The 26,001-nt window shown below is 65.3% G+C and carries 22 protein-coding genes; 8 read left to right on the top strand and 14 right to left on the bottom strand.

The window, feature by feature from the left end:
* Positions 1 to 356 precede the first annotated feature (356 nt).
* The 3 genes from WME90_RS33330 to WME90_RS33320 all read left to right on the top strand — a co-directional run bounded on the left by WME90_RS33330 (position 357) and on the right by WME90_RS33320 (position 4,097).
* On the top strand, positions 357 to 1,520 hold the full coding sequence (locus WME90_RS33330) for an IS481 family transposase (protein WP_437283693.1): 1,164 nt from the start codon (positions 357 to 359) through the stop codon (positions 1,518 to 1,520).
* A gap of 761 nt (positions 1,521 to 2,281) precedes the next feature.
* Entirely contained in the window at positions 2,282 to 3,331 is a 1,050-nt protein-coding gene (locus WME90_RS33325) for an IS1 family transposase (protein ID WP_437276077.1), read from the top strand.
* 223 nt (positions 3,332 to 3,554) lie between these two features.
* Positions 3,555 to 4,097 carry a hypothetical protein gene (locus WME90_RS33320; RefSeq protein ID WP_437276076.1) on the top strand — a complete coding sequence of 181 codons (543 nt, stop codon included), beginning with the start codon at positions 3,555 to 3,557 and terminating at the stop codon, positions 4,095 to 4,097.
* Positions 4,098 to 4,148: 51 nt separating this feature from the next.
* On the opposite strand, the gene WME90_RS33315 is transcribed toward WME90_RS33320, so the two are convergent.
* Both WME90_RS33315 and WME90_RS33310 read right to left on the bottom strand, forming a co-directional pair.
* The gene (locus WME90_RS33315) at positions 4,149 to 4,643 is read right to left on the bottom strand and encodes an RNA polymerase sigma factor (protein WP_437276075.1); all 495 of its coding nucleotides are present in this window, start codon (positions 4,641 to 4,643) and stop codon (positions 4,149 to 4,151) included.
* A 62-nt stretch (positions 4,644 to 4,705) separates the two neighbouring features.
* A complete protein-coding gene (locus WME90_RS33310) occupies positions 4,706 to 5,041 on the bottom strand; it encodes a transcriptional regulator (protein WP_437276074.1) in 336 nt (111 codons plus the stop codon).
* Between the two features lie 685 nt (positions 5,042 to 5,726).
* Between WME90_RS33310 and WME90_RS33305 the strand changes: the two genes are divergently transcribed.
* Complete coding sequence (locus WME90_RS33305) at positions 5,727 to 6,764, top strand: hypothetical protein (protein ID WP_437276073.1); 1,038 nt, start codon at positions 5,727 to 5,729, stop codon at positions 6,762 to 6,764.
* Positions 6,765 to 7,149: 385 nt separating this feature from the next.
* On the opposite strand, the gene WME90_RS33300 is transcribed toward WME90_RS33305, so the two are convergent.
* The 10 genes from WME90_RS33300 to WME90_RS33255 all read right to left on the bottom strand — a co-directional run bounded on the left by WME90_RS33300 (position 7,150) and on the right by WME90_RS33255 (position 19,352).
* Complete coding sequence (locus tag WME90_RS33300; RefSeq protein WP_437276072.1) at positions 7,150 to 8,022, bottom strand: hypothetical protein; 873 nt, start codon at positions 8,020 to 8,022, stop codon at positions 7,150 to 7,152.
* Positions 8,019 to 9,389 carry a hypothetical protein gene (locus WME90_RS33295; RefSeq protein WP_437276071.1) on the bottom strand — a complete coding sequence of 457 codons (1,371 nt, stop codon included), beginning with the start codon at positions 9,387 to 9,389 and terminating at the stop codon, positions 8,019 to 8,021. The genes WME90_RS33300 and WME90_RS33295 overlap by 4 nt, the downstream gene beginning before the upstream one ends.
* Positions 9,389 to 10,768 (bottom strand): LysM peptidoglycan-binding domain-containing protein, encoded by a 1,380-nt coding sequence (locus tag WME90_RS33290; protein ID WP_437276070.1) that lies wholly within the window; start codon positions 10,766 to 10,768, stop codon positions 9,389 to 9,391. Before WME90_RS33290 ends, WME90_RS33295 begins: the two co-directional genes overlap by 1 nt.
* 184 nt (positions 10,769 to 10,952) lie before the next feature.
* On the bottom strand, positions 10,953 to 12,857 hold the full coding sequence (locus WME90_RS33285; protein ID WP_437276069.1) for a tyrosine-type recombinase/integrase: 1,905 nt from the start codon (positions 12,855 to 12,857) through the stop codon (positions 10,953 to 10,955).
* A gap of 308 nt (positions 12,858 to 13,165) precedes the next feature.
* Positions 13,166 to 14,701, bottom strand: a complete 1,536-nt coding sequence (locus WME90_RS33280) for an LA2681 family HEPN domain-containing protein (protein ID WP_437276068.1) — start codon at positions 14,699 to 14,701, stop codon at positions 13,166 to 13,168.
* 46 nt (positions 14,702 to 14,747) lie between these two features.
* Complete coding sequence (locus tag WME90_RS33275; RefSeq protein ID WP_437276067.1) at positions 14,748 to 16,214, bottom strand: hypothetical protein; 1,467 nt, start codon at positions 16,212 to 16,214, stop codon at positions 14,748 to 14,750.
* A 145-nt stretch (positions 16,215 to 16,359) separates the two neighbouring features.
* Positions 16,360 to 17,298: a hypothetical protein gene (locus WME90_RS33270; RefSeq protein WP_437276066.1), complete on the bottom strand. Its 939-nt coding sequence runs from the start codon at positions 17,296 to 17,298 to the stop codon at positions 16,360 to 16,362.
* Positions 17,299 to 17,554: 256 nt separating this feature from the next.
* The gene (locus WME90_RS33265) at positions 17,555 to 17,863 is read right to left on the bottom strand and encodes a hypothetical protein (protein WP_437276065.1); all 309 of its coding nucleotides are present in this window, start codon (positions 17,861 to 17,863) and stop codon (positions 17,555 to 17,557) included.
* Between the two features lie 471 nt (positions 17,864 to 18,334).
* On the bottom strand, positions 18,335 to 18,727 hold the full coding sequence (locus WME90_RS33260) for a hypothetical protein (protein ID WP_437276064.1): 393 nt from the start codon (positions 18,725 to 18,727) through the stop codon (positions 18,335 to 18,337).
* Between the two features lie 211 nt (positions 18,728 to 18,938).
* Entirely contained in the window at positions 18,939 to 19,352 is a 414-nt protein-coding gene (locus WME90_RS33255) for a hypothetical protein (RefSeq protein ID WP_437276063.1), read from the bottom strand.
* A 1,039-nt stretch (positions 19,353 to 20,391) separates the two neighbouring features.
* Between WME90_RS33255 and WME90_RS33250 the strand changes: the two genes are divergently transcribed.
* Both WME90_RS33250 and WME90_RS33245 read left to right on the top strand, forming a co-directional pair.
* Positions 20,392 to 20,604 carry a hypothetical protein gene (locus WME90_RS33250; RefSeq protein WP_437276062.1) on the top strand — a complete coding sequence of 71 codons (213 nt, stop codon included), beginning with the start codon at positions 20,392 to 20,394 and terminating at the stop codon, positions 20,602 to 20,604.
* Between the two features lie 56 nt (positions 20,605 to 20,660).
* Positions 20,661 to 21,473 carry a protein kinase domain-containing protein gene (locus WME90_RS33245; RefSeq protein WP_437276061.1) on the top strand — a complete coding sequence of 271 codons (813 nt, stop codon included), beginning with the start codon at positions 20,661 to 20,663 and terminating at the stop codon, positions 21,471 to 21,473.
* A gap of 8 nt (positions 21,474 to 21,481) precedes the next feature.
* Here the strand turns inward: WME90_RS33245 and WME90_RS33240 are convergent, their stop codons facing one another.
* Positions 21,482 to 21,790 (bottom strand): NAD(P)-dependent oxidoreductase, encoded by a 309-nt coding sequence (locus tag WME90_RS33240; protein WP_437283692.1) that lies wholly within the window; start codon positions 21,788 to 21,790, stop codon positions 21,482 to 21,484.
* 1,018 nt (positions 21,791 to 22,808) lie between these two features.
* On the opposite strand from WME90_RS33240, the gene WME90_RS33235 reads away from it, so the two are divergent.
* Together WME90_RS33235 and WME90_RS33230 are read left to right on the top strand one after the other, a co-directional pair.
* Positions 22,809 to 23,564: a hypothetical protein gene (locus tag WME90_RS33235; protein ID WP_437276060.1), complete on the top strand. Its 756-nt coding sequence runs from the start codon at positions 22,809 to 22,811 to the stop codon at positions 23,562 to 23,564.
* Between the two features lie 77 nt (positions 23,565 to 23,641).
* The gene (locus WME90_RS33230; RefSeq protein WP_437276059.1) at positions 23,642 to 24,283 is read left to right on the top strand and encodes a hypothetical protein; all 642 of its coding nucleotides are present in this window, start codon (positions 23,642 to 23,644) and stop codon (positions 24,281 to 24,283) included.
* A gap of 177 nt (positions 24,284 to 24,460) precedes the next feature.
* Here the strand turns inward: WME90_RS33230 and WME90_RS33225 are convergent, their stop codons facing one another.
* Positions 24,461 to 25,996 carry a hypothetical protein gene (locus WME90_RS33225; RefSeq protein ID WP_437276058.1) on the bottom strand — a complete coding sequence of 512 codons (1,536 nt, stop codon included), beginning with the start codon at positions 25,994 to 25,996 and terminating at the stop codon, positions 24,461 to 24,463.
* Positions 25,997 to 26,001: the final 5 nt, after the last annotated feature.

Raw genomic sequence — 26,001 nt, 5'->3', positions numbered from 1 at the left:
GTGCCGTGCATTCTCGTCCGGCGGCGGGCGGCGCGGCGCGCGCCCGTCACCGGGCGAGATGGCCGCCGTCATGCGGCCGGCGTCGAGCGTGCTCGTGTTGCAGGCGGTTGGCGCAATTTGCTGCCGTGAACCCCGCATAGTACCCTCGCCCTCCTCCGGGGCGGGCACGCGCGGGTGGTGCTGCACTTTCCCCCAAAGTGCAGCACCACCCGGAAACGGTCTGGGGGAGGCAGCCGGCAGCCGGTACAGACCGGGGGCCTGGGTTACAAAGTTGACCGGGACCCTGGGTGACAGATCAGACCGGGAGCCTAGGTAACAGGCTCTCGGTTTTTGTAGGAAACCGACCGGAGGTGTCGGTGCCCTGGAAAGCGATCTGTCCCATGGATCAGCGCGTTCATTTCGTCAGTTTGGTCAACGAGTCCGACGAGACGTTCACGGCGCTTTGCGAGCGCTTCGGGATCAGCCGGAAAACAGGCTACAAGTGGGTCGCGCGCTATGAAGCGCGTGGCGCTGCCGGGCTCGCAGAGCATCGGCCGGTGGCACACTCATGCCCGCATCGGACGCCGGCGGAAGTGCTCGACAAGCTGATCGAGCTTCGCAAGGAGCACCCGAAGTGGAGGCCGAAGAAGTTGCGTGCGCGACTGGAGTCGCTAGGCGTCAAGGAGCTGCCAGCCGCCAGCACGATCGGCGACGCACTCAAGAAGCACGGGTTGATTCCGCCGCGCCGCCGTCGGGTTCATCCGCCCATGCACCCGCTGCCGATCGCGCCGACAGCGCATCCGAATGAAACGTGGTGCGTGGACTTTAAGGGGCACTTCGTGGTCAGCGACAAGACGCGCTGCTACCCGCTGACCATCACGGATCACACGACCCGTTTTCTACTCAAGTGCGAGGGTCTCGTCAAGGCAGATGACATCGCTGTAAGGCCTCACTTCGAGCGAGCGTTTCGAGAGTTTGGCCTCCCGGCGCGAATCCGCTCGGACAATGGGCCTCCGTTCGCAAGCCCGGGCATCGGTGGGCTCTCCGCGTTGTCCGTCTGGTGGATTCAGCTCGGCATTACGCCGGAGCGAATCGAGCCCGGCCATCCGGAGCAGAACGGTCGGCACGAGCGGATGCATCGCACGCTAAAGGACGAAGTGGCAAGCCCGCCGGCCGCGTCCATGCTCGCACAGCAGCGCGCGTTCGATCAGTTCCGACGGGTGTACAACACGGAGCGTCCGCATGAGGCACTCGAGATGAAGACGCCGTCGTCTCGGTACACGCCATCTCGTCGATGCCTGCCCGAGAGACCCAAGTCGCCCGAGTATGCCGACACGATGAAGGTGCGGAAACTGGACGATATGGGCCGCTTGAGCTTCGCCGGGCAGACCTCGAAGACGAGAGTGTCCCGGCTGCTCGCTTACGAACCGGTGGGGCTCGATCCGGTCGAGGAAGATGGCTGGAACCTCTACTACGGGCCGGTTCTGCTTGCAAAGGTCACGCTCAAGAACAAGGAGCTCCGCTTCGAGAAGCAGCGCTGAGCGCCTTCACAACGAACCAACAGCAAACTCACAAGTTGCCAGTCTCCCCCCCGGCCCCCCCTCGAATGAGCTTCGCTTCTAGCCTTTGGCGGCACTCGCCTCGGCACCGTCAACTGGCGCGACCGCGCGCAAAGAGAGACGATGACGGCTTTTGTCTTTGTCTTGAGACTCGGATTGCGTTAATAGGCTGCTGGTACGTGACGACGAAGAACCCCGTTCGCGTAACCAATCGTATTGGTCTGCGTCTACTCACCCCCCGGTAAGTGACGGCAGCCACCCGGACCGCGGCTCCGAGCCTCGCGGACCGCGATCCCGGGAGCCCAGAAAGTGTCACCTAGGCTCCCGGTCTAAAGTGTTACCAGGGCTCCCGGTCGTTCAGCCCTGCCGGCAACAGAAACGGTCTGGTGGAGGCTGCTGGGCAGCCCTACCGGCAACGGAAGCGGTCTAGGGGAGGCAGCCGGCAGCCCTACCGGTAACGGAAACGGTCTGGTGGAGGCTGCTGGGCAGCCCTGCCGGCAACGGAAACGGGTAATGGTCAAGGTGACTGGCACCTTGACCAATGGTCGGACACAAGCTGTCCTATCTGACCCACGTCTCTGACGGCGAGTAATCGCGAAATCAGCTAGAATTAGGGCCTACCAAGCAAAAGCGCCATGTCCGGCTGGAACCCGAGCATGGCGCCAGAGCACCGAGCGGTAGGCCCGCCCGTCGCCCGCAACGTCGAGCATGGGCCATGCCGCTGAGAAAGGCAAGGCCCGGCCATGTCTCTGCTGTCAGCGGAGGCGCGCGCTCGCGTCGTCTCTCAGCTCGTCGAAGGCTGCTCCATCGCCTCCACGTGTAGGCTGACTGGGGTCAGCAAGCCGACCGTGCTCGCTCTGCTGCTCCGCGTCGGAGCCGGGTGCGAACGGCTGCACAATCGCATCGTCCGTGGCGTCACATGCCACGTTGCGCAGTGCGACGAGATCTGGAGCTACGTCCAGAAGAAGCAATCTCGGGTGACTGCCGCCGATCCTGCTGAGTTCGGCGACGCGTACACGTTCATTGGGATGGCCAGCGCGTCGAAGCTGATCATCAGCTACCGCGTGGGGAAGCGCGATGAGGAGAACACCACCGCCTTCATCAAGGATCTGCGGGCTAGACTGACCACCATCCCGCAGCTCTACACCGACGGCTGGCAGCCGTACATCGCCGCGGTCGGGTCGTCGTTCACTGGCGGCGTCGACTACTGCCAGGTCGTCAAGCGCTACAACCGGAAGGCTCGGCGCGACGACGATCACAGGTACGAGCCTCCGCGTGACCCGTTCATCACGAAGACGCCGGTCTTCGGCGTTCCCGACGTGGATGCTGCTTCCACTAGCCATATCGAGCGCCAGAACTGGACCATACGGATGCACATCCGCCGCTTCACCCGGCTCTGCAACGGCTTCTCCCGGAAGCTGGCGAATCACCGCGCCGCGGTCGCGCTCCACGTCGCCTGGTACAACCTGGCTCGGATCCACGAGTCGATCCGCTGTACGCCGGCCATGGAGGCGGGCATCGAGCGGCACGTCTGGTCCATCCCGGAGCTCGTCGAGGCCGCCCTGGCGGAGCCCGAGACCGAACCGCCGACCCCGCAGCCGCTCAAGCTCCGGACGCCGCCACCCGGGGCGCCCACGTCGCCCGCCAGGGCTCTGCCGAACGGGCGCGGGTTCTTGCGGCTGGTTGGGAGCGGGCCGGCTGCGCCTGTGGCGCCTACGCCGCCCGAGGGGCCGGAGCCCCCGCCCGCACCGCAGCCGAGGCGGATGATGCAGCTCAGGTTGTTCGAAGAGTAGATCCGTTGACAAACACAAGACCCGGACCAAGTCTCGGTGGCCACGGCGGCTGCTAACAGACTCCGGCGGCGTCCGTCCAAACTCGCAGCGCCACGCCATCGCGACGAACGGACAGAACCACCCACCCAGGGCATGGCACTATGACCACTGCCTCAAGGCCATGCTCTATGGCGAACGCTAGCTCTGTGCCTGCAACCGCGGAGTCGATCGAGGTGCTCATATAATGTCCGACAGCGCAAAGAATCCCAACAAACTCGACGATCTCATGGGTATGTACAAGCAGGCCGAGAAGTCGGCGCGAGCCGCACAGGAACAGCAAGACAGCGAGTCGAGCACGTTCTTGGAGGCCGTGTCCGACAGGCTGAACGACGCCCTGAGGCCGGCGTTTGCCGAGATTGAGGCCCGATACAAAGGCAGTGGGCTGAGTGCGACTGTTGGCGAAGGCAAGAAGATCACATGCGATGGCGAATTGTCTGCTCAGGCGAAGGTCGCTGGCCAGGCCACGTCGCTGATATCCATGCGATTCCAGCTGCCAGATGGCTGGCATCCGACGAATGGGTTCGCCGTCCTGTATATGCCGGACGTCGGCTTCGTTGCTGATGAGTCAAAGCGCCGACTGGTGCTGTATGTCACCAACCTGACGGGGACATCGAGCCAGGCGCCTCTTGCGGTGAAATCTCTGGACCCGGCGACTCTCACGAGGCAAGTCGCACTCAACGAGATTGCCAGTGCTATCGCTGGCGTTAATCGCCTTGGGATGAGGTAGCGGGCGTCGAGGCGATGTCGCTCAGGTTGCTTGCGGTCGGAGTGGGCTGACTCACCACCGCCACCTCTTGAGCCGCAGCGCAAGCGCTTCCCTCGCGATCCTCAGCCGGCTGAGCGCCGTGTGCGGGCTCATGCGGTGCTTCCTGGCGTACGCCGAGACGCTCTCAGGGTCGTCGACGGAGAGGAGCGCGTCGACCTGCCAGCCCGGCAGGCTGGCCATGGCGTCGAGCACTTCGCGGGCTTCGATCTGCGCGTGCATGTCGATGCCGGCGGGCTCGCGGAGCAGCCCGAGCGGCGACGGATGAAGCACGGCGCGTCGCGCCCACGCGCTGTGCACGTAGTGCGAGGCGAGGCGCCACGCGATGCCGTGCAACCACTTCCGGAGCGCGTCCCTGGGCTTGTCCTTCGGATCTGGTCTGTAGAGCCCGCGTCGGACGGCGTTCCAGGCGTTGAGCAACACCTCGGCCTCCACATCGCGGCGGTCGCGCTTCGGGATGCCGGCGAGCGTCGCCATGACGATGCCGCGCTCGGCAAGGATCGCCTCCATCGTCGGCTTCTTCCGGGGATGTCGAGCGGCAGGCGGGCTCTTCGCCCCCTTCCGCCGGGGCTTCACCCAGACCTCCCGCACGTCGGGCAGCGGTCAGCGGCGACGGGCCGACCGAGCAGGCGTTCGATGGTGGTTCCAGCGGCACGCGCGGCGCGCATGGCGGTGCCTGGCGACCCGGCGAACTGGCCCGAGGCGATCGCGCGGATCGAACGGGTCGGCATGCCCATCACCTCGGCAAGGCATGCCCACGTGCCGTACGCGGCGCGCAGGTTCTTCAGCGCCGCCCGGAGGCGCTTGCGCTCGGGTTCGGTGAGGGAACGGGTGACGAAGGAGCGGCGGCTCCGTGTGGGTACACGTCCGCCTTGCCCACCGTCGGGTGGGATCAGGTATAGCTGCACTGTCGGACCTCGGTTGCTCGGGGTTCGGCCACGCGGGGCGGACGCCGGCAAGCGTCGCGCCCCGCACTTCTTCCGGCCGAACCTACGGGCCCGATCCGAGCTCCGCTATCGCGAAGTGCTCACTTTGACCAATCGACTGGCACCTTGACCATTACCCGGAAACGGTCTGGGGGAGGCAGCCGGCAGCCCTGCCGGCAACGGAAACGGTCGGCCGCGAACCACCACACGTGGATGGCACGGTGCGTGCCGACATGCGTGCTGACAGCTACCAGACGCCGTGACGAGAGCAGCACACTCGACGCCACCCCGCCGCGCGCCGGGCACATGACACCTTCAGGCGACTTCTCGCGAGCCTCGCGGGGCCCAGTCCATGTCGCAAGATCACGACGAGCGGCCCCAGGTCGTGATCCAATTGGAACATGAAGGCGGGAAGCCGGGAAGAAAACATGAATGATCTTCCCGCCTTCCTGTGGACTCTCTCTGGGCAAAATTGACCACCACCCGGCGGCACGCCGTCAGAAAATCAGCCGGCATGTCGATTGACGGGGGCGCGGGGGTGATTATCCCTGCCCGGAACGTCCGGCGTGGGCCTGGCGTTCTCAACACGTCCAGCGCGCAGGGGTGGAGCGCTTCGTACCTGTTCTCCGCTGCTCCGCGACGACGAACAACGAGAGGTCATCCCCTCATGACGAAGCCTTCTCCGCTCAAGAAGAAGCCCGCTCCCAAGAAGCCCGCGGCCCCGCCCCAGGCGGCGGCGGCGTTCGACAAGATCCTGCCCGAGATCGAGGCGCTGAGCCCGGATCGGCTGATCGCCATCAACCTCGATATTCCCCGGGTCGTCTCTCAAGTGCTGGGCGTGCTGCCCGGCCTCCTCGCGCTGCGCTCCGCCATCGCGGAGCACGTGCCGACGCACGATGTCGCGTTGCTCGACCGGCTCGAGGCCTACGCGCTGGCCGCCTGGTACGCGCACCTCGCGTGGCTGTCGAGCGGAGGCGCCGAGAACGCGCTGAAGCCGTTGCTCGCGGAGGCAGCCCCGCTGCGCGAGAACCTGCTGAGCGACGCCGAGGCGCTGGCCCGGCGCGGCCTGCTCGACGCGGACACGGTCGCGGAGATCCGCGCGGGGCTGGGGCACATCGACATGGCGAACGACCTTGTCGCGCTCTCGGCGCTGTTCACTGCGAGCTGGGCGGAGGTCGCCAACAAGACGGCGGCGACCGAGGAGGAGGTGAGGCGCGCCGGGGAGATCGGGCCGCAGCTGCTCGCGGCCCTCGGCGTGCGGGAGCACGGCAAAGGTCCCGGGCCGACCGAGGCCGCGGACAGGAGGGCGCGGGCGTTCTCGCTGCTCGTCCACGCCTACGACCAGACCCGCCGCGCCGTCGCGTACCTGCGCTGGGACGAGGAGGACGCCGATACGATCGCCCCCTCTCTCTACAAGGGCCGCACCGGCCGCGCGACGGCGCACAGCGACACCGCCGCCGCCCCGGGCGACGAGGCGCCGGCTGAACCGGCTGCGCCCGGCGCGGCGACCCCCGCAGCGCCGAACGGCACGGCAACGCCTGCTGCGCTGAACGGCGCGGCAGCGCCCGCGGTGCCCGGCGCCGCGCCGAACGGCGCGGCGCCTGCCGGCGAGACATCGCCGCCCGCCTCCGCGGCGAGCGCTTCCCGCTCCCAAGGATCGGCTGCCCAGGCGAACGCACCGGCGGAGACATCGCGCATGCGCTGAGAGCTGACCGCCACCGCGCCGCCAACCCCGCTCCACGCGCAGCCAGCACGTCACCTCACCCTCTCCCGCGTTCGTCGCGGCCATCTCGACGCCGCTCGCGACCATGCGTCATGGCGCGCACGGCTCCGGTTCCCAACATCCCCGCGAGCCCCGGCATGAACCTCGGCATCTTCCTATCGGCGGCGGCGAAGACGTCGTCTGCCGGAGCTGAAGGCGTTCGCGGACCGCGTGGACCGCCAGATCGAGACGCCGCTACGCTCGCCGGATCTCGAGCAAGGTCACCCCCTTCGGACCGGGCGCGCCGGGCCCGCAGGCGCCGAGCAATCAGGGCGGTGGCGGCGGCGGGGGACATACCACCGATCCGCTCGGCCGGACCATGCGGCCATCATGGCGCGCGGCGGAGCGCGCCGCGCTGCCAGACGTACCGGCCGCGGGCGCTGCAGATACGCCGGTAGGTGGCACGCGCGCGATGCCAGGAGGCGCTATTCCAGCCGGAGGCGCCCGGGAGGGGCTTGTTCGCGGCGATCGAGGGGTGGTCGCACGCCGGGGTCATCCCAGCCGGATCCGCGAATCGGACCGCGCCCCCCTCGATGCGGAGCTCGAGCGCGACGGAGCAGGGGATCGGGGTACCCGGCGCGCAGTCGTCGAGCGTCGCGCTGGTGGGCACGTCGAGCACGGGCTGGAGCGCGCCGCCTCGCGCTGCGTAGAGCACCGTGTGCGTCACGAAAGGCACCGCCGTGGAATCCTGCTCGCGTCCGCGCGAGCACTCCATCAGCTCGACGTCGGACAGGCTGAGCGCCCCGTGGCAGGAGCACATGTTGAGTCGCTGAGGCGGGATCGTGGCGAGGGTCGACCAGCATGAGGCATCGGGGCGCCACACGGCGCCGCGGGCGGCCAGCCAGGCATTCTGGTCGAACGGCTTGCCAACCGGCGTGCTCGGGTTGGGGTTCATCCCAGGAGCCGGCGACGCTGCCCCCGCACCAGCCGTCGACGGCGGCGGCGCTCCCGCGCTCGACGACCCGGTGATGCCCGGGAGCGCGGCATCGAGATCGAGATCGACCGGGCCAGCCCCGCCAGCAGAGGCGCCTCCGGCGGGCGAGGCCGACGCCGCGGGCGCGCTCGTGGTGGTGGCCGACGAGCCCAGCTCGCCCGGCGACGCGTCGCCCTGGGACTCTCGCTCTCGATGACAACCCGGCTGACTTGCTGCGAGGACCGCCGCGAGCACGACGAGGGTGGGCGAGGCGACGGCGCGTTTCAAAACAGGGAGTCCTGCAAGAACTGCTGCAGAAAGGTCAGGGTGAAGGGACCGGGCATGGCCACGTAGCCACCGAAGATCGCGAACTGATGCCAGTAGTCCTTCCCCTCGCGCAAGTGTGGGTAGGCGGCGATCACGTGATCCCAGAGCGGGTTCTTGCCGGCCTCGTAGGCCTTGCTGTCCGGTGGCGTCGCGGTGACCCGCGCCACGGGGCCGCCTGCGAGCTTCTCGATGCTGATCCGGATCCCCTCGTTCGCCGTGAGCTGATAGCCCCCGGTCATCCGCAGCACTGCGTCGCTCCGCGCGTTGAACCACTGGATCACGGCGGGTGCATTCGAGGACGTGCCCCGCGCGTCGAACGCGTACACCTCCGAGACGCGCTGGCGGTTGCTGGCGAAGGCGGCCCACAGGGACAGCCCGCCGGCGCTGTAACCCGCGACGCCGAGGCGTCCGAGCTGGATCGCGCCACGGTTCCTTGCGAGGCGTTGCTCGGCCCAGAGCAGCCGGAGCGCGCCGCCGGCGAGGGCAGGCAGGGAGGCGCCGATCGCAGCGCCGAAGTCGCTGCCGCTCGGCCAGGGGTGAAGGATGACCACGGGCTTCTGGCTCCGAGAGAGCGCATCCTCGAAGCCAGCCCGCAGATGCACAAAGGGATTGTTGTTATCGGCGGGGTCGGGGCGGAACCTGTCAATCCGCCAGACCTCCGCGAACAGATCGTCCACGGGCTTGAGCAGATAGCGGTTGAGCCCGAACATCTGGTGATGGGCCTCGTCGATCCGGGTATACGTGTAGCTCTCGGGCCGGAAGAACACGATGCAGCCGACCCCGGGCGCAGGAGGCGCGGCGCACGCGGCGGGGACGCTGGCGAACCAGATGAGCGGCTTCCCACCGGTGTATCCGAGGGCGACGAGCTCGGGATCGCCCGGCTGATGCTCGGCGATGTACTCAGACGCGAACGCGGCGTACGCCATCCAGAACGGCGTGATGTTCACGAACTCCGTCCGGATCTGCGCCAGCGCGGCGCCGTTCACGTTCGCCATCACCTTCGTGTCCACGAGGGGGTGGCTCTTGACGTAGGCGGGGATGTTCGCCGCCTCCAGCATCGTTCCCCCCGCGACCACGTCGTAGGGCTGCTCCACCTGGAGCACGGGGTGGCTCATCGGGCCCACGCGCCCGACCGCGCCGAACGAGGCCGTGAACGTGGCCTTCAGGACGACCCGCGCCGTGCCGTCGGGGATGTCGAACTCGCGCACGCCCGGGGACATGGACGCGAGCGGCAGCGGCGCCCCACCGGCCTCGAGGCGAACGTCGGCCCCCGCCTCGGGCAGGAGCGCGTGCCCCGCGTTTGGCCAGATGACCCTGAGCTTCAGCATCAGACCTGCTCCGTCTCCTGGAACACGGGATACACCTTCCCCTCGAGGGCCAGCTCGACCATCGTCGACCTGTAGACGAGCTCCTCGACGAACGGCGGCGGCGCGTCCAGGCTCGGCGCGGGCAGGTCGAGCGGGATGCTTTCCAGGAAGCGCCATACCGGGTCCAGCTGCGCCTGGAACAGCGCATCGTGGAGCGCGTCCACCGCCGCGCGGAGCCACTCCGGGGGCGCAGGCGCGGCGGGCGCAGGCGCATCCGGCGGCGGCGCAGGGCTGACCGGCAGCGCGACCCACTCCGGGATCGCCTCCGCCGGCATCACGAGCGTGTCCCCAGGGAAGATCACGTCGGGCGATCGCCCTGCGTAGCGCTCCTGGTTGAGCGCCCAGATATCCCTCCAGCGGGCACCGTCCCCGAGGTAGCGGGCCGCGATCCGCGCCAGCGTGTCGCCGCTCTGGACGACAAGCACGTTGGGCGCGATCCACAGCCCGGCATCGACCGGCGGCGGGGGGATCGGCGGCGGCGATGCTGGCGAGGGCTCCGGTGCGATCCCCTGCACGACGGCCTGAGCGCCCGTCGCGGCGGAGTGGAGCGCGAGCATCGCGCGCTCCTCGGCGACGGTGAGCTGCCATGGCCCCGCCGGTTCGACCAGGGACAGCGCGGCCCACGGGGATGCCTGGGCGATATGAACGAGGTCGGTGCGCGTCACGAGCAGGAGCTTCTGGGGCTCGGCATCCGGCAGGCTCACGGCATCACCGATGCGGCTCGGGACGCGCACGTGCCACGTGTCTCCCTCGGGCAACGGCGCTGTCCGGCGCAGGCCCCGCTCCCGGCCGGCGAGCGCCCTGGCGAGCTCATCGGCACTGGCGATTGCGGCGCTTCCCCAGCCCGCCGGCACGCCATCGACGCGCACGCGCCCGCTTTCGTTCGTTCTGCGCACGACCTCCCCTGCAGGCGTGCTCACCCGCATGCTCACATCGGCGATCGGGGTCTCGAGCTCGTCCAGCAGGACGATCTCGTAGAACGAGAGCTCGGTCCCCGCCTCGGGAGGTCGGCCCGACCGTGACCTTGCCGGTCCAGCGTGCGGCGCGCGGGCCTCCTCTCTTCGGGGCGCGGCGGACACACAGGCGCGGATCTCGCGCAGCGCGACGAGCTCTCCGTACTCCAACGCCCGGCGTACGCGCGCGGAGATCCGATCGCGGAGCTCTCGCTGATCCTGCGGACGCAGGCTGGACACGCCGCAGCAGGTGAGCTCGCAGTAAACCTCCTGAAGGACATAGAAGTTCTCGTTCCGCTGAGCATCGATGGCGGGCGAGGTGAACAGGGGCGAGACGGGCTCGAGACGGTCCCTGGATAGATCGTCGGCTGCGTGAAGCGCGCGCACGAGGTATATGCGCTCGCCGAAGTCCAAGACCGGCCATCTCCTGAGCCAGGAATTCGTCATATGGGGGGTGATGAGAAGACCGGCATGGATCCTGTCGAGCTTTCAGGAATATATCAATCCTCTGTGAGCCAGGTCAAGAGAGACGGTGACGCACCGGTATGGTAAAGGCATACGGCACGACCCTTCACGCTTGAACACTGGTAGAGCGTTGAGTCCCTTCCTGGTCGCACGCGGTCGTGCCGAGCTGCCCGGCTTGAGGAGACCCTGTTCGCCGCACCGCGCGGAGAGCTTGCTCCCCGAGGGCCGAGCGGCTCAGCAAGACCTTGCGCCCGCAACCAGGGAGGAACTTGGGCTTCTTCCCTGGTGCCGGCGAGGGTGCGGCGGGAAATAGAACAACTTCATCGGGTTCACTTCCATTGTCGAGCGGGCCACCTTCCGGTGTGGCCCAACGCGGGCCCAACTGGCGCCCCTCGGCCACCACAGTGTCCACCTCGGGGAGGGCGGCCTCGTCGCCCAGGGCCAGCTCCCCGTCGGACGGCGCGGAGGCGAGGGAGCCCGCGTCGTTCGTCGAGCCCGCATCCGGCTCCTCGGACTCCTCGGACGCGCGACCGCTTCCTCCGACCGAGCCGCCTTTGCCGGTCAGCTCAGGGATCGCCTCGTCCAGGGGGGCGAAGTCGCCCAGAGCGAGCTCCGCGACCTTGCGCGCGGCGCGCTTGTAGTTGTGGATCTGGTCGCTCGAACTATGCCCGGTGCGATCAGAGATCCACGTCTCCGTGCGGCCGTTCGCGAGCTTGACAGTGATGAAGGTCGCACGGGTGTCATGCAGGCGGATGTTCAGCCTCGCATCCGTGGTCTCGAACAGCTCTGGCCGATCGACTCCGGCGCGGCGGAGGTGATCTCTGAAGTTCTTCGCCCCGTTGTGCCCCGGCAAGGCGTTGCCCCACTTGCCGACGAAGACGCGTACCTTGTCCGGGCAGATCTCGCGCCACTTGCGGAGCGCGCGCACCACGTCGGGCGAGAGTGCCCAGGCCCGGGGATCGTCCGTCTTGTTCTCGTCGAGAACTACGGCCCCCCGGTCGAGGTCCAGATCCGACCACTGGAGTCTGCCGGCCTCATCAGCCCGCATGCCTTCCCGGTCGAGGAAGCCGTAGTAGATCCGGAAGCACAGGGGGATGGCCTTGCACCGCATCAGGCGATGGTCCTCGTCGGGGTAGAGGTATCCCTTTGCCTTCTCATCATCGGTTTTGGGGATCCACCCCCGCGGCAAGGGGTTGCTAGCGATAATGCGCGCTGGATAGGTCGCGAGTGTCAACATACGATGGATGATTTGAGCGATCTTTTGACGCGTTCCGGGCTGCAAGTGCCCTGGAAGCAACGACATCGCGTGATCAGCGTGGTCGAGCGTGAATCGCACGAGAGGGACGGGGCCGAGCACGTTAAGGACGTGAGCGAGTCTCCTTCTGTAATCGTCGGTACTTCGAATCGCCTTCACATGATCCGGATACTGCTCGGCGAGCTTTCCGGATAGAACCCGCTCCGCGAACTCGGCGAAGGTCGTTTCCCCGGTTGCGCGGGCCCGCGCTTCGCCCCGGCACAACTGGTCGACCGCGAGCCGGACATCACGGAGCGCGTTCCCCTCGCGCGCGGCAGCCTGCTCCAGCAATGGCAGGCCGAGCACAATCTGGCCGGCTGCGAGCAGGTGGCCCGCGAGGTCGGCTAGCACCTCCAGGCGTGCGTTGGCTTCGTGCTCGGTCCGGCACGTCGGCAGGCTGAAGGTGCGTCGACCGGCCTCGCCAAGGCTGAGGCGCGCGGTCCACGTGTTCCGGCGCAGCCGGACCGAGCCGGAGCCATTGGCACGCTTCTCTCCTGCTGGACTGCCGGGGGCGCGGGCGGCCAGTTTCGGACGCTCCGTTGTGCTTGCCGGGCGCGGCGAATCGGCAACGGTTGCTGCTGCCTCCGCCGGGGTGGGGCGTCCGCCAGAGCGGCTCGAGCGCAAACGTCGGTCGGTCGATGCCTGTGCAGGGAGGGATGAGGTGGGGATCGAAGCCGAGCGCTTGGCGCGCGCCCGTCGCTGGGGTACGTCGGTCATGGGTCGGTCTCCGGTGAAGGCGGGGGTCGATCAAGGGCCCGTCCGGCGTTGGTAGCGCCGAGCGGGCCCGCTCTACTTCGGCGGCAGCCTAGCACGGCTTGCGCCTGCGGGATGAGCGCTCGCCCGGCCGGTGCGCGGACCCGGACCTGGGACAGCTTCGAGGCCGGCAGAGGCCAGCACGGCGGCAACCCGCGCGCGCTCATTCGCTTCTGTAGTGCGACGGGCTTTGTCCTAGATCCGTGTTTGGAGGCAGGGTTGTGAGGCGAGCGGGCAGCTTGATCCGCAAACCGTGAAAAAGATGGGGGCCGTCAGTCGAACACAGGAAACTGACCCCGATAGGCACCACCCGATGCCGATTCGGTCTTCTGGATCTCTTCTTGGTGGATCGCGAGCGATAGGTAAATGAGCGCTGCACGAGCAGTCTTGAGGAGCCGCAGCGCTTTTGCCTCTAGTTCGGTCTTATCTACGACGAAACCGAACAGGTCTTGGGGAACTGCGCTCGGCTCATCGAGTCGCCTGATTATTCGGGGCGCGACCACTCTCGCGTACTGATGTTCCAACTGGTTCCGGAGTTTCGCAACATCTCGTGCGTCCGGCTCGATCGCCTGATGATATTGCTGATCCCATTCGTGCAGATCCTTGCTGAGCCAAAACAGGCCACGCAGAGGCCAGTTTTTCCGGTTCTCGAAGTCAGGGATAATTCCCTTCTCGGGCTGACCGTTCACGTGCCACAGGCTCCGAATGTTGATCTTATGGAGTGGCCTCACGATCTTGAAGTACCGCGCGAGGAAGATCGCCACCTTGTCGAGCAGCGAGTACGCCACCCGAAATGCCAGCTTCACGCGTTCCGTGGCAAGACCGAACACCGTGTCGTTCCAAGTATCCAACAGCCCAAGGTTCTTGTCGGCGAAGTGGCGTCCCGAACCAGGGTGGAGCCCCTCGTACAGGAGCCATCGGGCTACTGCGAACTCTTGCTTGAGCTGGTTATAGAAGCCGTGAAAACCGCTGCCGTGTTCGGCGGACACACTCATGGTCGGAAGGTGCAGAACATCTCGTGCTGCAACCGAAAACGCTCCCAAATCGTTCAGTGGATTTAGGTATAGACGTTCTCGCAGCGCCCAGAGCTGGAATGCTTTCTCGGTCGGCTCGTTTTCGGCCAGCCAAGCGCCGTTGCGATCTACGTCCTCGATACTTTTGCCCGCCCTTTGAGATGCGTACTCGTGATGCATTCGCAGGCGAGGAGAAAGCCCGGGCTCTAATGGCAGCGACAGTGCCCGTTCTAGAATGCTCACGACGGATGTGGCGAAGACTGCCTGGTGACCATCGTCATAGAGGGAACGAGCGTAATGTAGGAGGCACACGCCGCGATTGGCGTGCTCCATTCCGAAGTTGGGGTCTACGCCGCGGGCCGCATCGTAGTAGGCGAGCGCGTCGACAAATCTTCCCACGTTAGACATGAGGTTGCCGAGGTTGGTAGCAATCTGGCATCGTCGGATCGGTTCAAGTTGGTTGAATCGCTGGTGGGAGAATGCCCGTCTGAGCGCTAGGATCTCCTCTCGTGCTTCTTGGTCTTCCCAGGTCCATTCTGTGTCAGGGTCGGAGGCTCGCCGAAGGTACCGAAGACCGGCCCATGCATTCCCGACGAAGTAGTGTAGGAGGGGCTCCGCGTTGAGCCTGGTACCATTGCGAAGTAGATCGTCCGCAAGACGAATGGCATTCTGTAGGCCGTCTGTGCGGCCGGCGTCTTCGGAGCCGTCGATCAGCTTGGCGAGCAGAGCGATCGCGTCGTCCAAATCGAGGTCAGTCAATGACTTTGTGTCGATCAGTGTGTCAATGTTCGCCATGGCGCAATTGCTCGATATTGTTCTGGAATGGTTCCAACCACTTGCACTACAAGATAGATTCGATCATGAATCTCTGGCGTGCATCAGCCCGAGCTTCATCGTCAATAGGCCACCACGTGGTAGCCGGTTCATCATACGGCCGTCCTGGCTTTTTAGTCCAACCTAAGATCGCTCCCCTGTAGCCGACTGCCCGCGCAATTAGCGCCACGAGCATAGTGCGCACAACGGCGATTCGAGACGTGTAGGACTCTACGTTCTCCTGTGACTCTTGAAACATCAAGGCTGTGTGTACTATGGTGCCACGGCCGTCATCAAGCTCAGACGCCATCTCAGCCGTAATATCAATTTTCATGAGCTGGAAAGCATCCTCGACCACCCGGCTCGCTGCGCGGCGTGCAGGGATGCTCGTGATCTTACTGTACAACGTCTCACCAAATCCAGGACTCGCCAAGGCTTTGATCTTGTCCTTGTTCTCGCGAAGCCACTCCCGCCATTTCGATTTGTCAACCAGCGGCCGCTCAGCTTCGGGATCCTGATTGAGCAGCCAAAATGCGAAGGCTTCGAGGGCAACGTGTAGGGTCATATATTCACCTTCAACGTGGTAGCTGGCAAGGCCATCCAAGTAGAAGGTCAGAGCAATGTAGAGGCGCAGCTCGGGCCGTGAATGATATGTATCGCTGATCGCAGCGAAGAAAACGGGTGCCCAATGTTCTGCGCAGAAGTCAAGTGGTATCGGTGGCTTGGCGCGCGGTCTGTGGGAATGATCCCGACCGTGGCGTCCTCCTACTATCGCGACCTGTCCGTAGGACTCGTCAATGCCAAAGATGAGATCGAAATAGAACGCCCGGCCAAACACAAACTGTAGACCTAAGACGTCCGGATAAACATGAGAACGAGATGGTGCGGACTCGTTCCCGGTATCAATGATGAGGAACCAGGCGTTCTCGTCCGACTTGTTGCGCTCGCGTTCATCATCGAACAGGTCGCGCTTAACGAAGTAATATGTATAGACACCACGGAAACGGTAGCCGTCCGCATCCATGCAAGTGCTCACTGTTCCGTCCGCGCTTGTCTTTGTTCGGTGAATCAGCAGATTGCCTGCCCCTTTCGGCGGATTGAATCCTTTGACATAAGTCACCCAAAGCCGCGGAGGACGACGCGCATCTATAACCGACCAATAGAATCCATTTGCACGATCGACGTCCAGGAATGCACTGTCGGCCTTAAAGCGAGCACCATCTGCGAGGACGCCTTCGAAGGGCTTGTTTCTTAGATCGTTACGTTCAGTATGATCAAAGAAGATGGATTCTATATCGCTGCAGATGACGTTGAGAGATCCGGCTTCAATGAGGATGCCGCTCGCCTTGTTGGACAGGTCTCGTCCGTTCCAGAGGAATTGAACTGGTAGAGCAAAGGAAGGTACAGACGGCGCCCAGCCGTCCAGAATTTTTAAGATTAGCGCTGCCACGTGTATCGGTACTTCTTCAACGTGCCTGCTTGCATTCTCTTCCATGTTGCCTCCGCTTGCCGTTGACGAACCGTGGGAAGCTCCCCGGACGATACGGCGGTGTGACAATCACGCTGAGGTTCCCAATCGGTCCCCGTCGCGCGATTCTCCAGGTGGATTGAAGATGCGATCGACAGTTGCAGCACAACGATCAGGGAGGGAAGGAAATGCGTCCTTCCTTGTGTACGATCTCCTTGGACTGAGTTTCTTGAACGGAGTATTCAATCCCCCGAACGATGTGTTTGAGATCCATATGAAGGTGCAGTTCGCTCAGCGACCAACCAAGGCGCTGGTTGATGTCAGCGCGAATCTGCGGGCCTTGAGTCCGAAGATTCTCTTGCAACCTGTACAGGCGGTTGAAGAACAAGTTGGCCATGTTCACTGCTAGCATGTTTCGGCCACTGGACACATAACCATCGCCAACGATTCCGTAGACCGTTCCATCGTCGACCTCAGCGCCCAGTGCAAAGTGGCTCTTGTTACGTCTGCGAGACAAGACTCTGCGAGACTCGTCGTCGTTCAGGGAAAGATCCGACACCCCGGGAAGCTTCCCGTGCTCGATGAGCTTCGGCCAGTTGTCGTGAAGGATTTGGAGGATGCGACCCTTGGCGAAAGTGGTGGGATGACCTGAACCGTGCTCCATCACATCGATCAAGTAGATGGTGTCGGAGGTCACGAAGACGAAGAGCACTGGGCCTGTACGCTTAACGAAACCATCAATTTCGATAGTTCGCCCACCCAGATGCATGTGGCATACGCGCCAATCGTTGAAGAGGATGTCGTGGAGCTCGAGATTCATCCACGTTCTAGAGAAGTATGGCAGGAGCGTGCGACCAGCGACCGCATCCTCGATGATGGCGGTCACGCCGGCTTGATGGTCGCTGGACAGGAGGAGTTTGTTGAACTCTCGTGATCGTGCGACCTTGCGTGGTCTCGCAGGGATATACCGCCGCTTGTAGTCGAAGTACCTGACAGCCACGTCCCAAGGGTCAAGGGCCGCATCCACAGACATCCCGCTCAACTTGAGGCGGTGCGCGAGTTGCTCGCGCACGTTCCGCGGAAAGTCCGCATGAACCAACTTCTCGGTCATATCAATCGTTCTAGCAGGTTTTGTGCCAATCTCAGCTCCGCCCTGAGATGAGGGTGGAGAGCGGGAGGGCTGCCCCGGGGCCTATCAGTGAAGATAAAGACCTATCCTGGAGGATAGAGGCGCCCCGATCGAAGCTCCCCGACAGCATTCGTCGTGGAAGATCCCGGGGGATGCTCCCTGATCCAAGGTCATGGTGCTCGGCACTCATGCGGTAAGTCAGGGAACCATCTGCGGGATCTGCCTACATCAGGGTGAGCTACGGGGCGGCCACGTCGAGCGTCCACCGGCCGGTTTCACCCCGATCCGTCCACGTCCCGAAGAACAGGCGGCGTCTATCAGCCTCGATGGAGTTGAGCTCCGCGCTCCCCTGCCATCTCTTCGGGCCCTGCTCCTTCCAAGTGCCGATGACCTTGTCGCCCTTGTCCTCGCCAGTGAACGAGCCATGCACGGGGACGCCCTCGTCGAGGTAGTCGTAGGCGAACTGCATCACCCCCTCGACGTACTCGAAGTTGTGGATCTCGCCTGCATAGATTTTTGCGCCGTACGTAAATGAATGGAAGTTCATGTAGGAGAGCGTAGTACAAGCCTATTTGGCGCGCCGCGTCGGTCTTGATCGTTCCGAGGCAACCCCCCGGGAAGCTCTCGGGCATTCAGGACTTCTAGGCCAAAGCCAGTGCGACGCGAGGCCGGCTCACTGGCCAGCGACCGCAGGTAGGCGACGAACGCCTCGCGCTGGACCAAGCACAGCTCGCCGAGCTTCGTGATCAGCACGGCACAGCCGGGCGGAGCCCACACCGTTCGGTGCGCATCGCTGCCCGTTGATTTGCGGGCGGTGCGAGCAGTCGGCTTCGGGCAGCCCGTCAAGCTTGCCGGGCTGGCCAGTCCGCGTCGGGCACGGGAATCTCCTTGGACGACGACGGGCGCCCGCCGGAGCGGCTCCAGTGCGCTCGCCGGTTCGGCGGACGACGGCTCGGGAGCGAACGCGGCAGGAGGCGCAGGCGAGCGCTCCGCCCGCGCCCGCCACCGCTGGGCGAGATCAGTCATGGGTCGGTTTCCGGTTTCGTCGGGGCCGATGAAGCGCTCGCCCGGCATTCTCGGCACCGGCTCGGCCGGTGCGTGCGCACAGGACGGGCTCCAGGCCGGCAGCTGCCAGCACGGCGGCAACGCGCGTGCCCTCGTCCGCCTCTGCGTCACGGCGCGACGCCGGATCACCGGCCCGCGCTTGGAGGTAGGCAACGAACGCCTCGCGCTGGACAAGGCGCAGCTTGCCGAGCTTCGTGACCGGCAGCGGGAAGCCCGGCCCGCGGATCGTGTCGAGGAACACGCGTGCCGGGATCCCGGTGACCGACTCGACGTTCTTCTGTGAGAGCATCTCCGGCTGCGGCGCAGTGAGCGTGAGCCCCTCCAGCGGGATCGCGAGCGTCGCCATTGCCGTCGTCGTCGCGGGCGGGGCGAGCCCTCGGGGGCTGCCCGGGCCTCTGGCGGACACGTCCGGGACTGTTCTTTCAACCACGCGCATGCCGTTGTCTGCCTGACGAAGAGCAAGGGGTGCCGATACACGCGCGAGAGCCGTTCGTGTCATGCTGTACCTCCATCCGTGTTGGGTTCGCGCGCAACCATCAATGGCATGGTTGTGAAGCTCAAGATCGTTGTTGGTCCCAAGTAGTCCCGCGCAGGATCCGATCGTACGGCAGATGTGCATGCCGATCGCCCGAACGTGGGCTTGGGACCTCGGGCCTCCCGCGCTCCGCTGCCTCCCACGCGGCGCGCAGGCTGCTGGCAGCTTTTTCTCCCCCCTCCATCGGCGGCGCCATTCGCTTCAGCACCTCCAGGCGCGCAGCCTCCAGCCTCGACCGGCGCGGCGCCGTCGCCCGGCGCTTCTCCACGAGCTCACCCAGCACCTGCTCCGCGCGCTCCCACTGCGCCGCCGCCCCCGGCGCGTGCGCGATCCTTCGCACGGCGTTCCAGGGTGCTTCAAGCTGATCACACAGGTTGCCGAGCTCGGGGTGCAGCCGTGCGATCGCGCGCAGGTGGCACCGGGTCTGCTTGTTCATCTGGAAACACTCTTCCAGGACGTGGCTCGGCGCGCGGACAACTCCGCACGCGAGCTCGTACCAGCGACGCGAGCTCATGCGTCTACAAAAGCACCGAACCACAAACCTGCCAGAGCGAAGCCTTCATTTTCCGTTCAACTTTAAAGAGCGTTAAAGCACAGTACAAGAGTCGGCTCCTGGCGAGGGCGACGGCATTAAAGTCTGATGTAGCGTGCGACCAAGAGAACGCCGGTCCTCACGTGGCACCGTGCCCTGACTGGCGTTCGCTGGGACCCGATCACGTGAGCTCGGTGTGCGGGGTGACCCCTCCCGGCGATCCCACGGCCCGGCCATCGAGCGGGGCCAGCTCGCCCGGCGCCGCGGCCGCGAGCCGCGCTGGCGTCCACCTGGGCGAGCTCCGCCTTGCGCCAGCCTCCCGCCTGGACGAGCTCCGCGGCCCCGTGCGCCGAGTTCGCGTCCGCGGCGTGTTCGGCTCCAGGCCCAGACCGCTCCGGCGTCCGCCGGGAAGAGCTCACGCCGCACCCTTCGGGCCGCCGCCCCGCGGTCGTGCCCGCCGCGTGCCGCCCTTGCATACGTATGCGACGAAACGGAGGTCGGCGGCTCGCCGGAGCCCCTCGGCCGACCCCGCGCAAAATTACCAAATCGACCCCCTTCGCGCCCCCCAAATCGGCCCCTCGGGCGCTCCCTCGAAGCCGTCTAACTGCGCGTCACCAAAGCGGTTTCCACACCTGACCAGATCCCGGTAACTCGCGACGAGATACCGGTTCGTCAGAATTACCATTTCGAGCCTCCTCACGGGCTCTCGTTCAGGCTCCGTCCCGATCCCGACCCCCCACGACGGAGATTCGGATGTGGCAGGAGCAGCTACCCTCGCGCCGTGGGCGGCTCCAGACGCGCGGTCGCCAGGCCGCGCTGGCGGGCAACGCTGCTATACGTGCGGCATCGTGCACAGCCCCAGGCGTTCGCCCGCCAGTGGCACTCGAACACGCCCCTCGTCGTGGTCCCGACCACATACCCTTCGGTTCGTCTGGATCGTCTCATGTCCGAGGGGATCTGGAACTTCATCTTTGCCAATCAGTCCATCCGGACGGTGGTCTCCGCCTTGAGAGAGAACCTGCGCACCCTGCGCGCCAGCGCCGATCTCATGTCCGTGGAGGGGCGGATCGCCTCGGTGGAGGAGCTCTTTCGCCTCCAAGGCGCCGACGAGCTCTACCGGGCGGAGCGAAAGTATTTCGACCCGACGCGTCGGTGACACCGGCGCCCGTGCTAGGCTCCGGCCGAATTGAAGGCGCGAGGGTCGAGGGCGGCGTGAACGACTTGGTGGACACGAGGCGAACCGCTCTCGACGTCGAGGACTTCCTTCACGGGCTCCGGGGCGCTGCAAGGAGCGATGTGAAGACGTCCAACCCCGAGCTGCGCGCCTGGTTTGTCGACCTGGGGGGACGATCTTTCTTCGTGAAGTGGGCGAAGCGCGAAATCTTCGACGAGACGCTCCGCAAAGACGCGGAGATCTGCTCGCTCGGCCTTCACCCGGCGATCGTCCGTCTGTACAATGTGCTCGAAGCGCGGGACGGGACGGCGCTCGTCTTCGAGAAGATAGAGGGGACGCCGCTCATCGAGAGACAGAACCGCGGTCGGTTCAACGCGCTCCCGGTGGCCGAGAAGATGCGCGCGCTGCGCTCCATCTTCGGCGCCATCGACGCCATCGCCGGATCAGGCTACGTCGTCGTCGACTTCTACGAAGGCAATGTGATCTACGATTTCGCCCACAGAACGGTCAAGATCCACGATTTCGAGCTGTTCGAGCGGGGCGAGGGCTTCACGCTGAAGGCCCAGCGCAACTACGGCTCCACCCGGCTCATGGCCCCTGAAGAGTTCATCCAGGGATCGTGGATCGACGGCCGGACGAACGTCTTTCAACTCGGGCGTTATGCCATCTGCGCGCTGAGCGACCGCGCTGGCGAGGACTGGCGCGAAGGGTTCCGGTGCTCTCCCGAGCTGGCAAACATCCTCCTCCGGGCGACCAGACCGGATCCAGCGGAGCGACACCCATCCGTCAAGCGGTTCTGGGAAGAGTTCGACGCGGCGACGGTCGATGTCGCCGCCGGATCCACCAACTAAACAATTTCTCAACGCGGAACGCGCGCAGCCCAGACGACGATCGCGGCCAGCGCGGCGTGAGCGATCTCCTCCTGGACGTCGGCGGCACGCCCGCCGATGTGCGGCGTCGAAAGGACGCGCGGGTGCTGGAGGAGCTCCACGTCCAGCGCCGGATCGAGCACGTCGCAGCCGTACCCGTCGAGCAGCCCCTCGTCGAGGGAGCGCCGGACGGCGTCGTGATCGACGACCTCGCGTCTGGACATGTTGACCAGCACCCCGCCACGGCGCGCTCGCGCCAGGATCGCGGATCCGATCAGGTGCCGAGTCTCGGGCGTCAGCCCTCGGGCCTTCGACTTTTCGGCGGACGCAACGTCTACGCCGCCGAGGCGAACGCGCCAAGGTCGGCGTAGGTGCCGGGGGTGAACGGTGAACGCCGGCGATCACGTGGCCGCGATCTTAACCGACCCGACGCGGGACGCGATGATCACCGACAGGCGCACCGTCAACCGCGGCGGCGGCCCGCCCAGGGCGCCGCGGCGGGTCGCGCTCGCTCGTGGCGCTGGCACGCGGGCGACGTCGTGCAGCCCAGGGCGCACCGCCGTCCGAGCGCGCTCACGGCCACGTGGACACACCGCCAGTGACAGCAGGCTGCCGAACACTGGCACCGCAGACAGCTGCGCAGTGGCCCACGCTCTGGACGGTAAGACCCATGTCCATTGGGATGCCCTCCTCTAGGTTGCATTTGACGCCCAATCCTGCCATCAGAAGAATTGGTTGCATCGCCACGTTCTCCGGGCGATGGCAAAGGGGGAAGTAACCGATGAGAACGGAATGCCGACGGGTCGCATCGGCGGCGATGTTCGCTCTCGTGCTCGGTGTTGCTTCGACGCAGGTAGAGGCATCGGAGCTGAGCGCCGGTGTAAGCCTCGGTTGGATCCAGGCTGGCACTGCGCCGCGCTTCGCGGTAGGCACGCATGCTGGGATATCGTGGCACCTCAAAAAGAACCTCCTGTTGAAGATTCATGATCTGTGCAGCGTTGTGCCTCCAATCCAGATAGGCGGGCCCGGCGTTTACAATCACACCTCCGTTGTCCTTGGATACAGCTGGAGGGATGGCGACATTGACGTGGGCCCATCGGTTGCGCTCTACTTCATGCCAGCGTGCGGAAGCACCTTGTGTGGACAGGTTGCCGGGATGGCGGTGGGCGGACATGCGCAAGCCAGCGCGTACATTGCGGGGCCGCTGGGCATATCGGCGAGCGCCAATCTGGATTGGATCGACGGAAGAAGTCTTGTTCTACCAGGCTACGCATCCGTCGTTGTCGTTGCCGGCCCCGTGATGCGATGGAGTTCCAGATGAGCTCAAGGACGAGCCTGTTTTTCATCGTAGCTATCGCGATCTGGGTGTTGGCGGCATGTAACTGGACGGTGGGAGACTGCTACCCTCGCGAGGAATGGACCTCGGGCGCAGGTGCGGGACCAGGTTCGGAGCCCGTTCCGGTCTTCAGCTCCAGCGCATCCGGTGACTTCGGAAATGTGCCATCGGGAGAACGGCAAGGCGCCGGCGAGCAAAAGATCGAGTGCAACAAGACGGATAGCCCAGACGAAGAGGAAGAAGAGCGCCCGGAAGACAGCTCGGAGAGTCCGACAAATGGCACATGCTCAGGCCCCGGTGACACCGCCGGAGACGGCCAGACTTACGTATTCTGTAGCGACATCTGCAGTTCGAAGTGTCCGCCGGCCGGAGTGAACGGCTTCTCGCCAACCATCTTCAGTTTCGTCACGACGATCCCCGACGACGGAACAGGCGAATCGGGAGGCTGGCAAAAAGCCACCGTTCGTCTGAAGGTCAAGCGGTGGGTTGAAATATATCCGGAGTTCTGGGAATGTCCACAGATGACGTTCAGGATGCCACTGCGAAACAGAGCTCAGGGGCAGATTCCAGCGGACGAGGCTGCGCGCATCAGTGCCGACGTGGCGACCAGAGCTTCGCGTAAGATAATGAGGGCAAACCCCACTATTCCGCGAGGAATCTACTGTACCATGTTAAAGGACGAGATGGACATCAGCCTCCGCAAGCGCGTGGATGGGTCCAGAGTCACACAGCCATGAAGCACGGGGTCGAGGAGTTGTTCAGCGTCGTATATCGATACTACCCTCGGCGAGTTCCGTACGAGGATCTTGGTCGCGTGCAAACAGAAGAGGATCGACGGCTGGTGGACGCCCGTCGCCGAGCCGGCGCCGATTGCGAACAGTGGCTTGGCATGTTGCGGCGCCTGCGCGAGCAGTTCCCCGAGAACGAGGTCGACAATTTCTCAGCTCATCTCGCGATGGGAAGTCACGACGGCTGCTATTCCGGTTCTCTCTATCTTCCGAAGGCCACCGGAGAACACCGACATGCAATTGAATTGAGGGTGAGCTTCCTGGTCCCTTATTACATCGTCTACAGCTCGCGCCTCGTTGATGATCTCCAGGGGATCGAGAGGAAGAAATCGCTCCGCGCGACGCCACCTCGTGCTGTCACCATCTTCGTCCATGACACGGCCTACATCCTGCCCGCCTGGGTTGGCAAGCTGATCAAGCTGGTGAAGCCCGAGCTTGTCGAACCACCTTCGATGGAAGATAAACCCACGCGGCAGGTCATCTCCTTTGAGCTATCGCCCGATGAGCAGCCGTACGCTGCAGGGATCGCCCAAGAGATCGAAGCGACATGGGGATACGAGCGCATGCCGCCGGAGGTCGGCAACGTGGTCGTGCCGGACGTGGCGACCAATCTACGACGTTTGGGAGAGGCCAGGCTATACGATTGCCTTTTTTCAGACGCATGGTAAGCCGGTGATGCTCTCAACCTCGACACTCACCGACATCCCAAGCGATCTGGCAGAGCATGAAGCGCAGCGGACCGGGCTCGAACCGTCCAGAGCGGGCCGAGCTCGCCGACGGGACCTTCGGCCTTCGCGCCCGGTTCTATCGAGCCGGATAGCTCGCTGCGGTAAGCTTCAATCCAGTTATTCAGGAAAACGCAGTGTCTCGACCTTGATGCCATCCTCCCCCGTGATCGTCTCGCCCGACCAGTCCCAGCTGATGCCGCCCTTGCCCGGCGGACCGAGCTCGTAGGTGACGCCCTCCAGCGTGAGCTGGTCCTCGTCGAGGTAGGCGATGCCGATCGAGTCGCCGCCGCGCCCTGGGCCGCCATAGCCGCCGTCGCCCCCTCGGCCGCCGTCGCCACCGTCGCAGGACCACGTGCCGTCCCCCACGGCGCCGCCGAGCTCGCCTCGCCCGCCTTTGCCACCTTCCTCGGGCTCCCCGCCGTCGCCGCCTGGACCCGCGTCGATGGTCGTGATGACGCTATCGCGCAGCGTCACCTTGGCATGAAGCGCGACGATGCCGATGGTCGGGTGCCCGTTTTCGCCCCCTCGGCCACCCCTGCCACCGCAGCCGCCAGCGCCGCCGGAGCCGCCGCCGGCGCCTCCCTTGGTGGCCACGCCGCACACCGCGAGCTCGCCTCGACGGCCGCCGCCCCCGCCGCCGCCTTGACCCGGCATCCCCCTGCCGCCGTCGCTTGCCCACTCACTCACCCAGCCTGTCTCGGTGATGCGTCCGATGCCTTGACCCGCGGCGCCGACGGCGCCGATCATGCCGGAGAGCCCGGGGGAGCCATTGCTGCACTGGGCGCCTGGCACGTCCCCGCGTCCTCCCCAGCCACCCTGCCTGGAGTTTGGGTCTGGCGTCGGCTCCCCGTCGTTCCCGTCCTCCGCGCCGTCAGGGAGCCCGTCGCCTCCCTTGCCGCCAACGCTCGGGATTCCACCGTCGCACGGATTCACCACCGCCGGGCCGCCGGGAACGGTCTCCGCCGAGCACGCATCGTCACCATACAGGCCATCCGGTCCGTCCGCTGCACGATGTGGCCCGCGCCCCCCATCATGGCCTGCCCAGCCGTACGACGTGCGAACCTCGCTCCGTATGAGCTCCACGGCCGTGCCGGATTGCACGAGCATTCCGATCGGGCCGCCCGACTGGAACCGCATGTCGACGATCGTCGATACCGCGTCCGCGGCTCCCGTATCTCCGGCGCTCGCCGGTACGACGGTCAGAGCGATGCCATCGGTAGCTGCAATCTGAATCAGCGAGCGCGTGTCGAGCATGCGATCCCAGTCGATGCAGCTGAAGCCGCCGATGAGATCCACGCCGGAAGGCAGCGCGAGGGGCCCGAAGAAGCCGTCGGCGCACGCGAACACGCGCCCTCGTGCGGTGCGTGCGAGCTCCACGGCACGCTGCAACGTACGCACGGGCCGCTCCTTCGTTCCCGGGCTCGCGTCGTCGCCGTCGCCCCAGACGCCGGCCACGAACACCCCGCAGCCATCCTCCCACACGTCCGCGGCGAGGCGCTCGAGACAGAACGACTCTGGCGGGGCGTCACCCTGACACGACGAGGTGCCGTCGCACCCCGTTCCGCCCGGCTCGTTGGGACCCGGTGCGGTGCCGCAGCCGGCTGCGACGAGGAGCAGCGCGGGGGACAGATAGATCACTCTTGTGGTTCGCATCGTTC

The organism is Sorangium sp. So ce375 (assembly GCF_051473855.1).
Taxonomy (GTDB): Bacteria; Myxococcota_A; Polyangia; order Polyangiales; family Polyangiaceae; genus Sorangium.
Note: the sequence above shows the minus strand (reverse complement) of the source record. Positions and strands in the feature narration are given on the sequence as shown.

Bases quoted from the DNA above. Each gene is read 5' to 3' on its own strand.
- WME90_RS33275 (WP_437276067.1), bottom strand. From the start codon at position 16,214: ATGGAAGAGAATGCAAGCAGGCACGTTGAAGAAGTACCGATACACGTG.
- WME90_RS33225 (WP_437276058.1), bottom strand. From the start codon at position 25,996: ATGCGAACCACAAGAGTGATCTATCTGTCCCCCGCGCTGCTCCTCGTC.
- WME90_RS33315 (WP_437276075.1), bottom strand. From the start codon at position 4,643: ATGGAGGCGATCCTTGCCGAGCGCGGCATCGTCATGGCGACGCTCGCC.
- WME90_RS33305 (WP_437276073.1), top strand. From the start codon at position 5,727: ATGACGAAGCCTTCTCCGCTCAAGAAGAAGCCCGCTCCCAAGAAGCCC.
- WME90_RS33250 (WP_437276062.1), top strand. From the start codon at position 20,392: ATGTCCGAGGGGATCTGGAACTTCATCTTTGCCAATCAGTCCATCCGG.
- WME90_RS33325 (WP_437276077.1), top strand. From the start codon at position 2,282: ATGTCTCTGCTGTCAGCGGAGGCGCGCGCTCGCGTCGTCTCTCAGCTC.
- WME90_RS33270 (WP_437276066.1), bottom strand. From the start codon at position 17,298: ATGACCGAGAAGTTGGTTCATGCGGACTTTCCGCGGAACGTGCGCGAG.
- WME90_RS33320 (WP_437276076.1), top strand. From the start codon at position 3,555: ATGTCCGACAGCGCAAAGAATCCCAACAAACTCGACGATCTCATGGGT.
- WME90_RS33280 (WP_437276068.1), bottom strand. From the start codon at position 14,701: ATGGCGAACATTGACACACTGATCGACACAAAGTCATTGACTGACCTC.
- WME90_RS33255 (WP_437276063.1), bottom strand. From the start codon at position 19,352: ATGAACAAGCAGACCCGGTGCCACCTGCGCGCGATCGCACGGCTGCAC.
- WME90_RS33265 (WP_437276065.1), bottom strand. From the start codon at position 17,863: ATGAACTTCCATTCATTTACGTACGGCGCAAAAATCTATGCAGGCGAG.
- WME90_RS33260 (WP_437276064.1), bottom strand. From the start codon at position 18,727: ATGGCGACGCTCGCGATCCCGCTGGAGGGGCTCACGCTCACTGCGCCG.
- WME90_RS33285 (WP_437276069.1), bottom strand. From the start codon at position 12,857: ATGACCGACGTACCCCAGCGACGGGCGCGCGCCAAGCGCTCGGCTTCG.
- WME90_RS33295 (WP_437276071.1), bottom strand. From the start codon at position 9,389: ATGCTGAAGCTCAGGGTCATCTGGCCAAACGCGGGGCACGCGCTCCTG.
- WME90_RS33235 (WP_437276060.1), top strand. From the start codon at position 22,809: ATGAGCTCAAGGACGAGCCTGTTTTTCATCGTAGCTATCGCGATCTGG.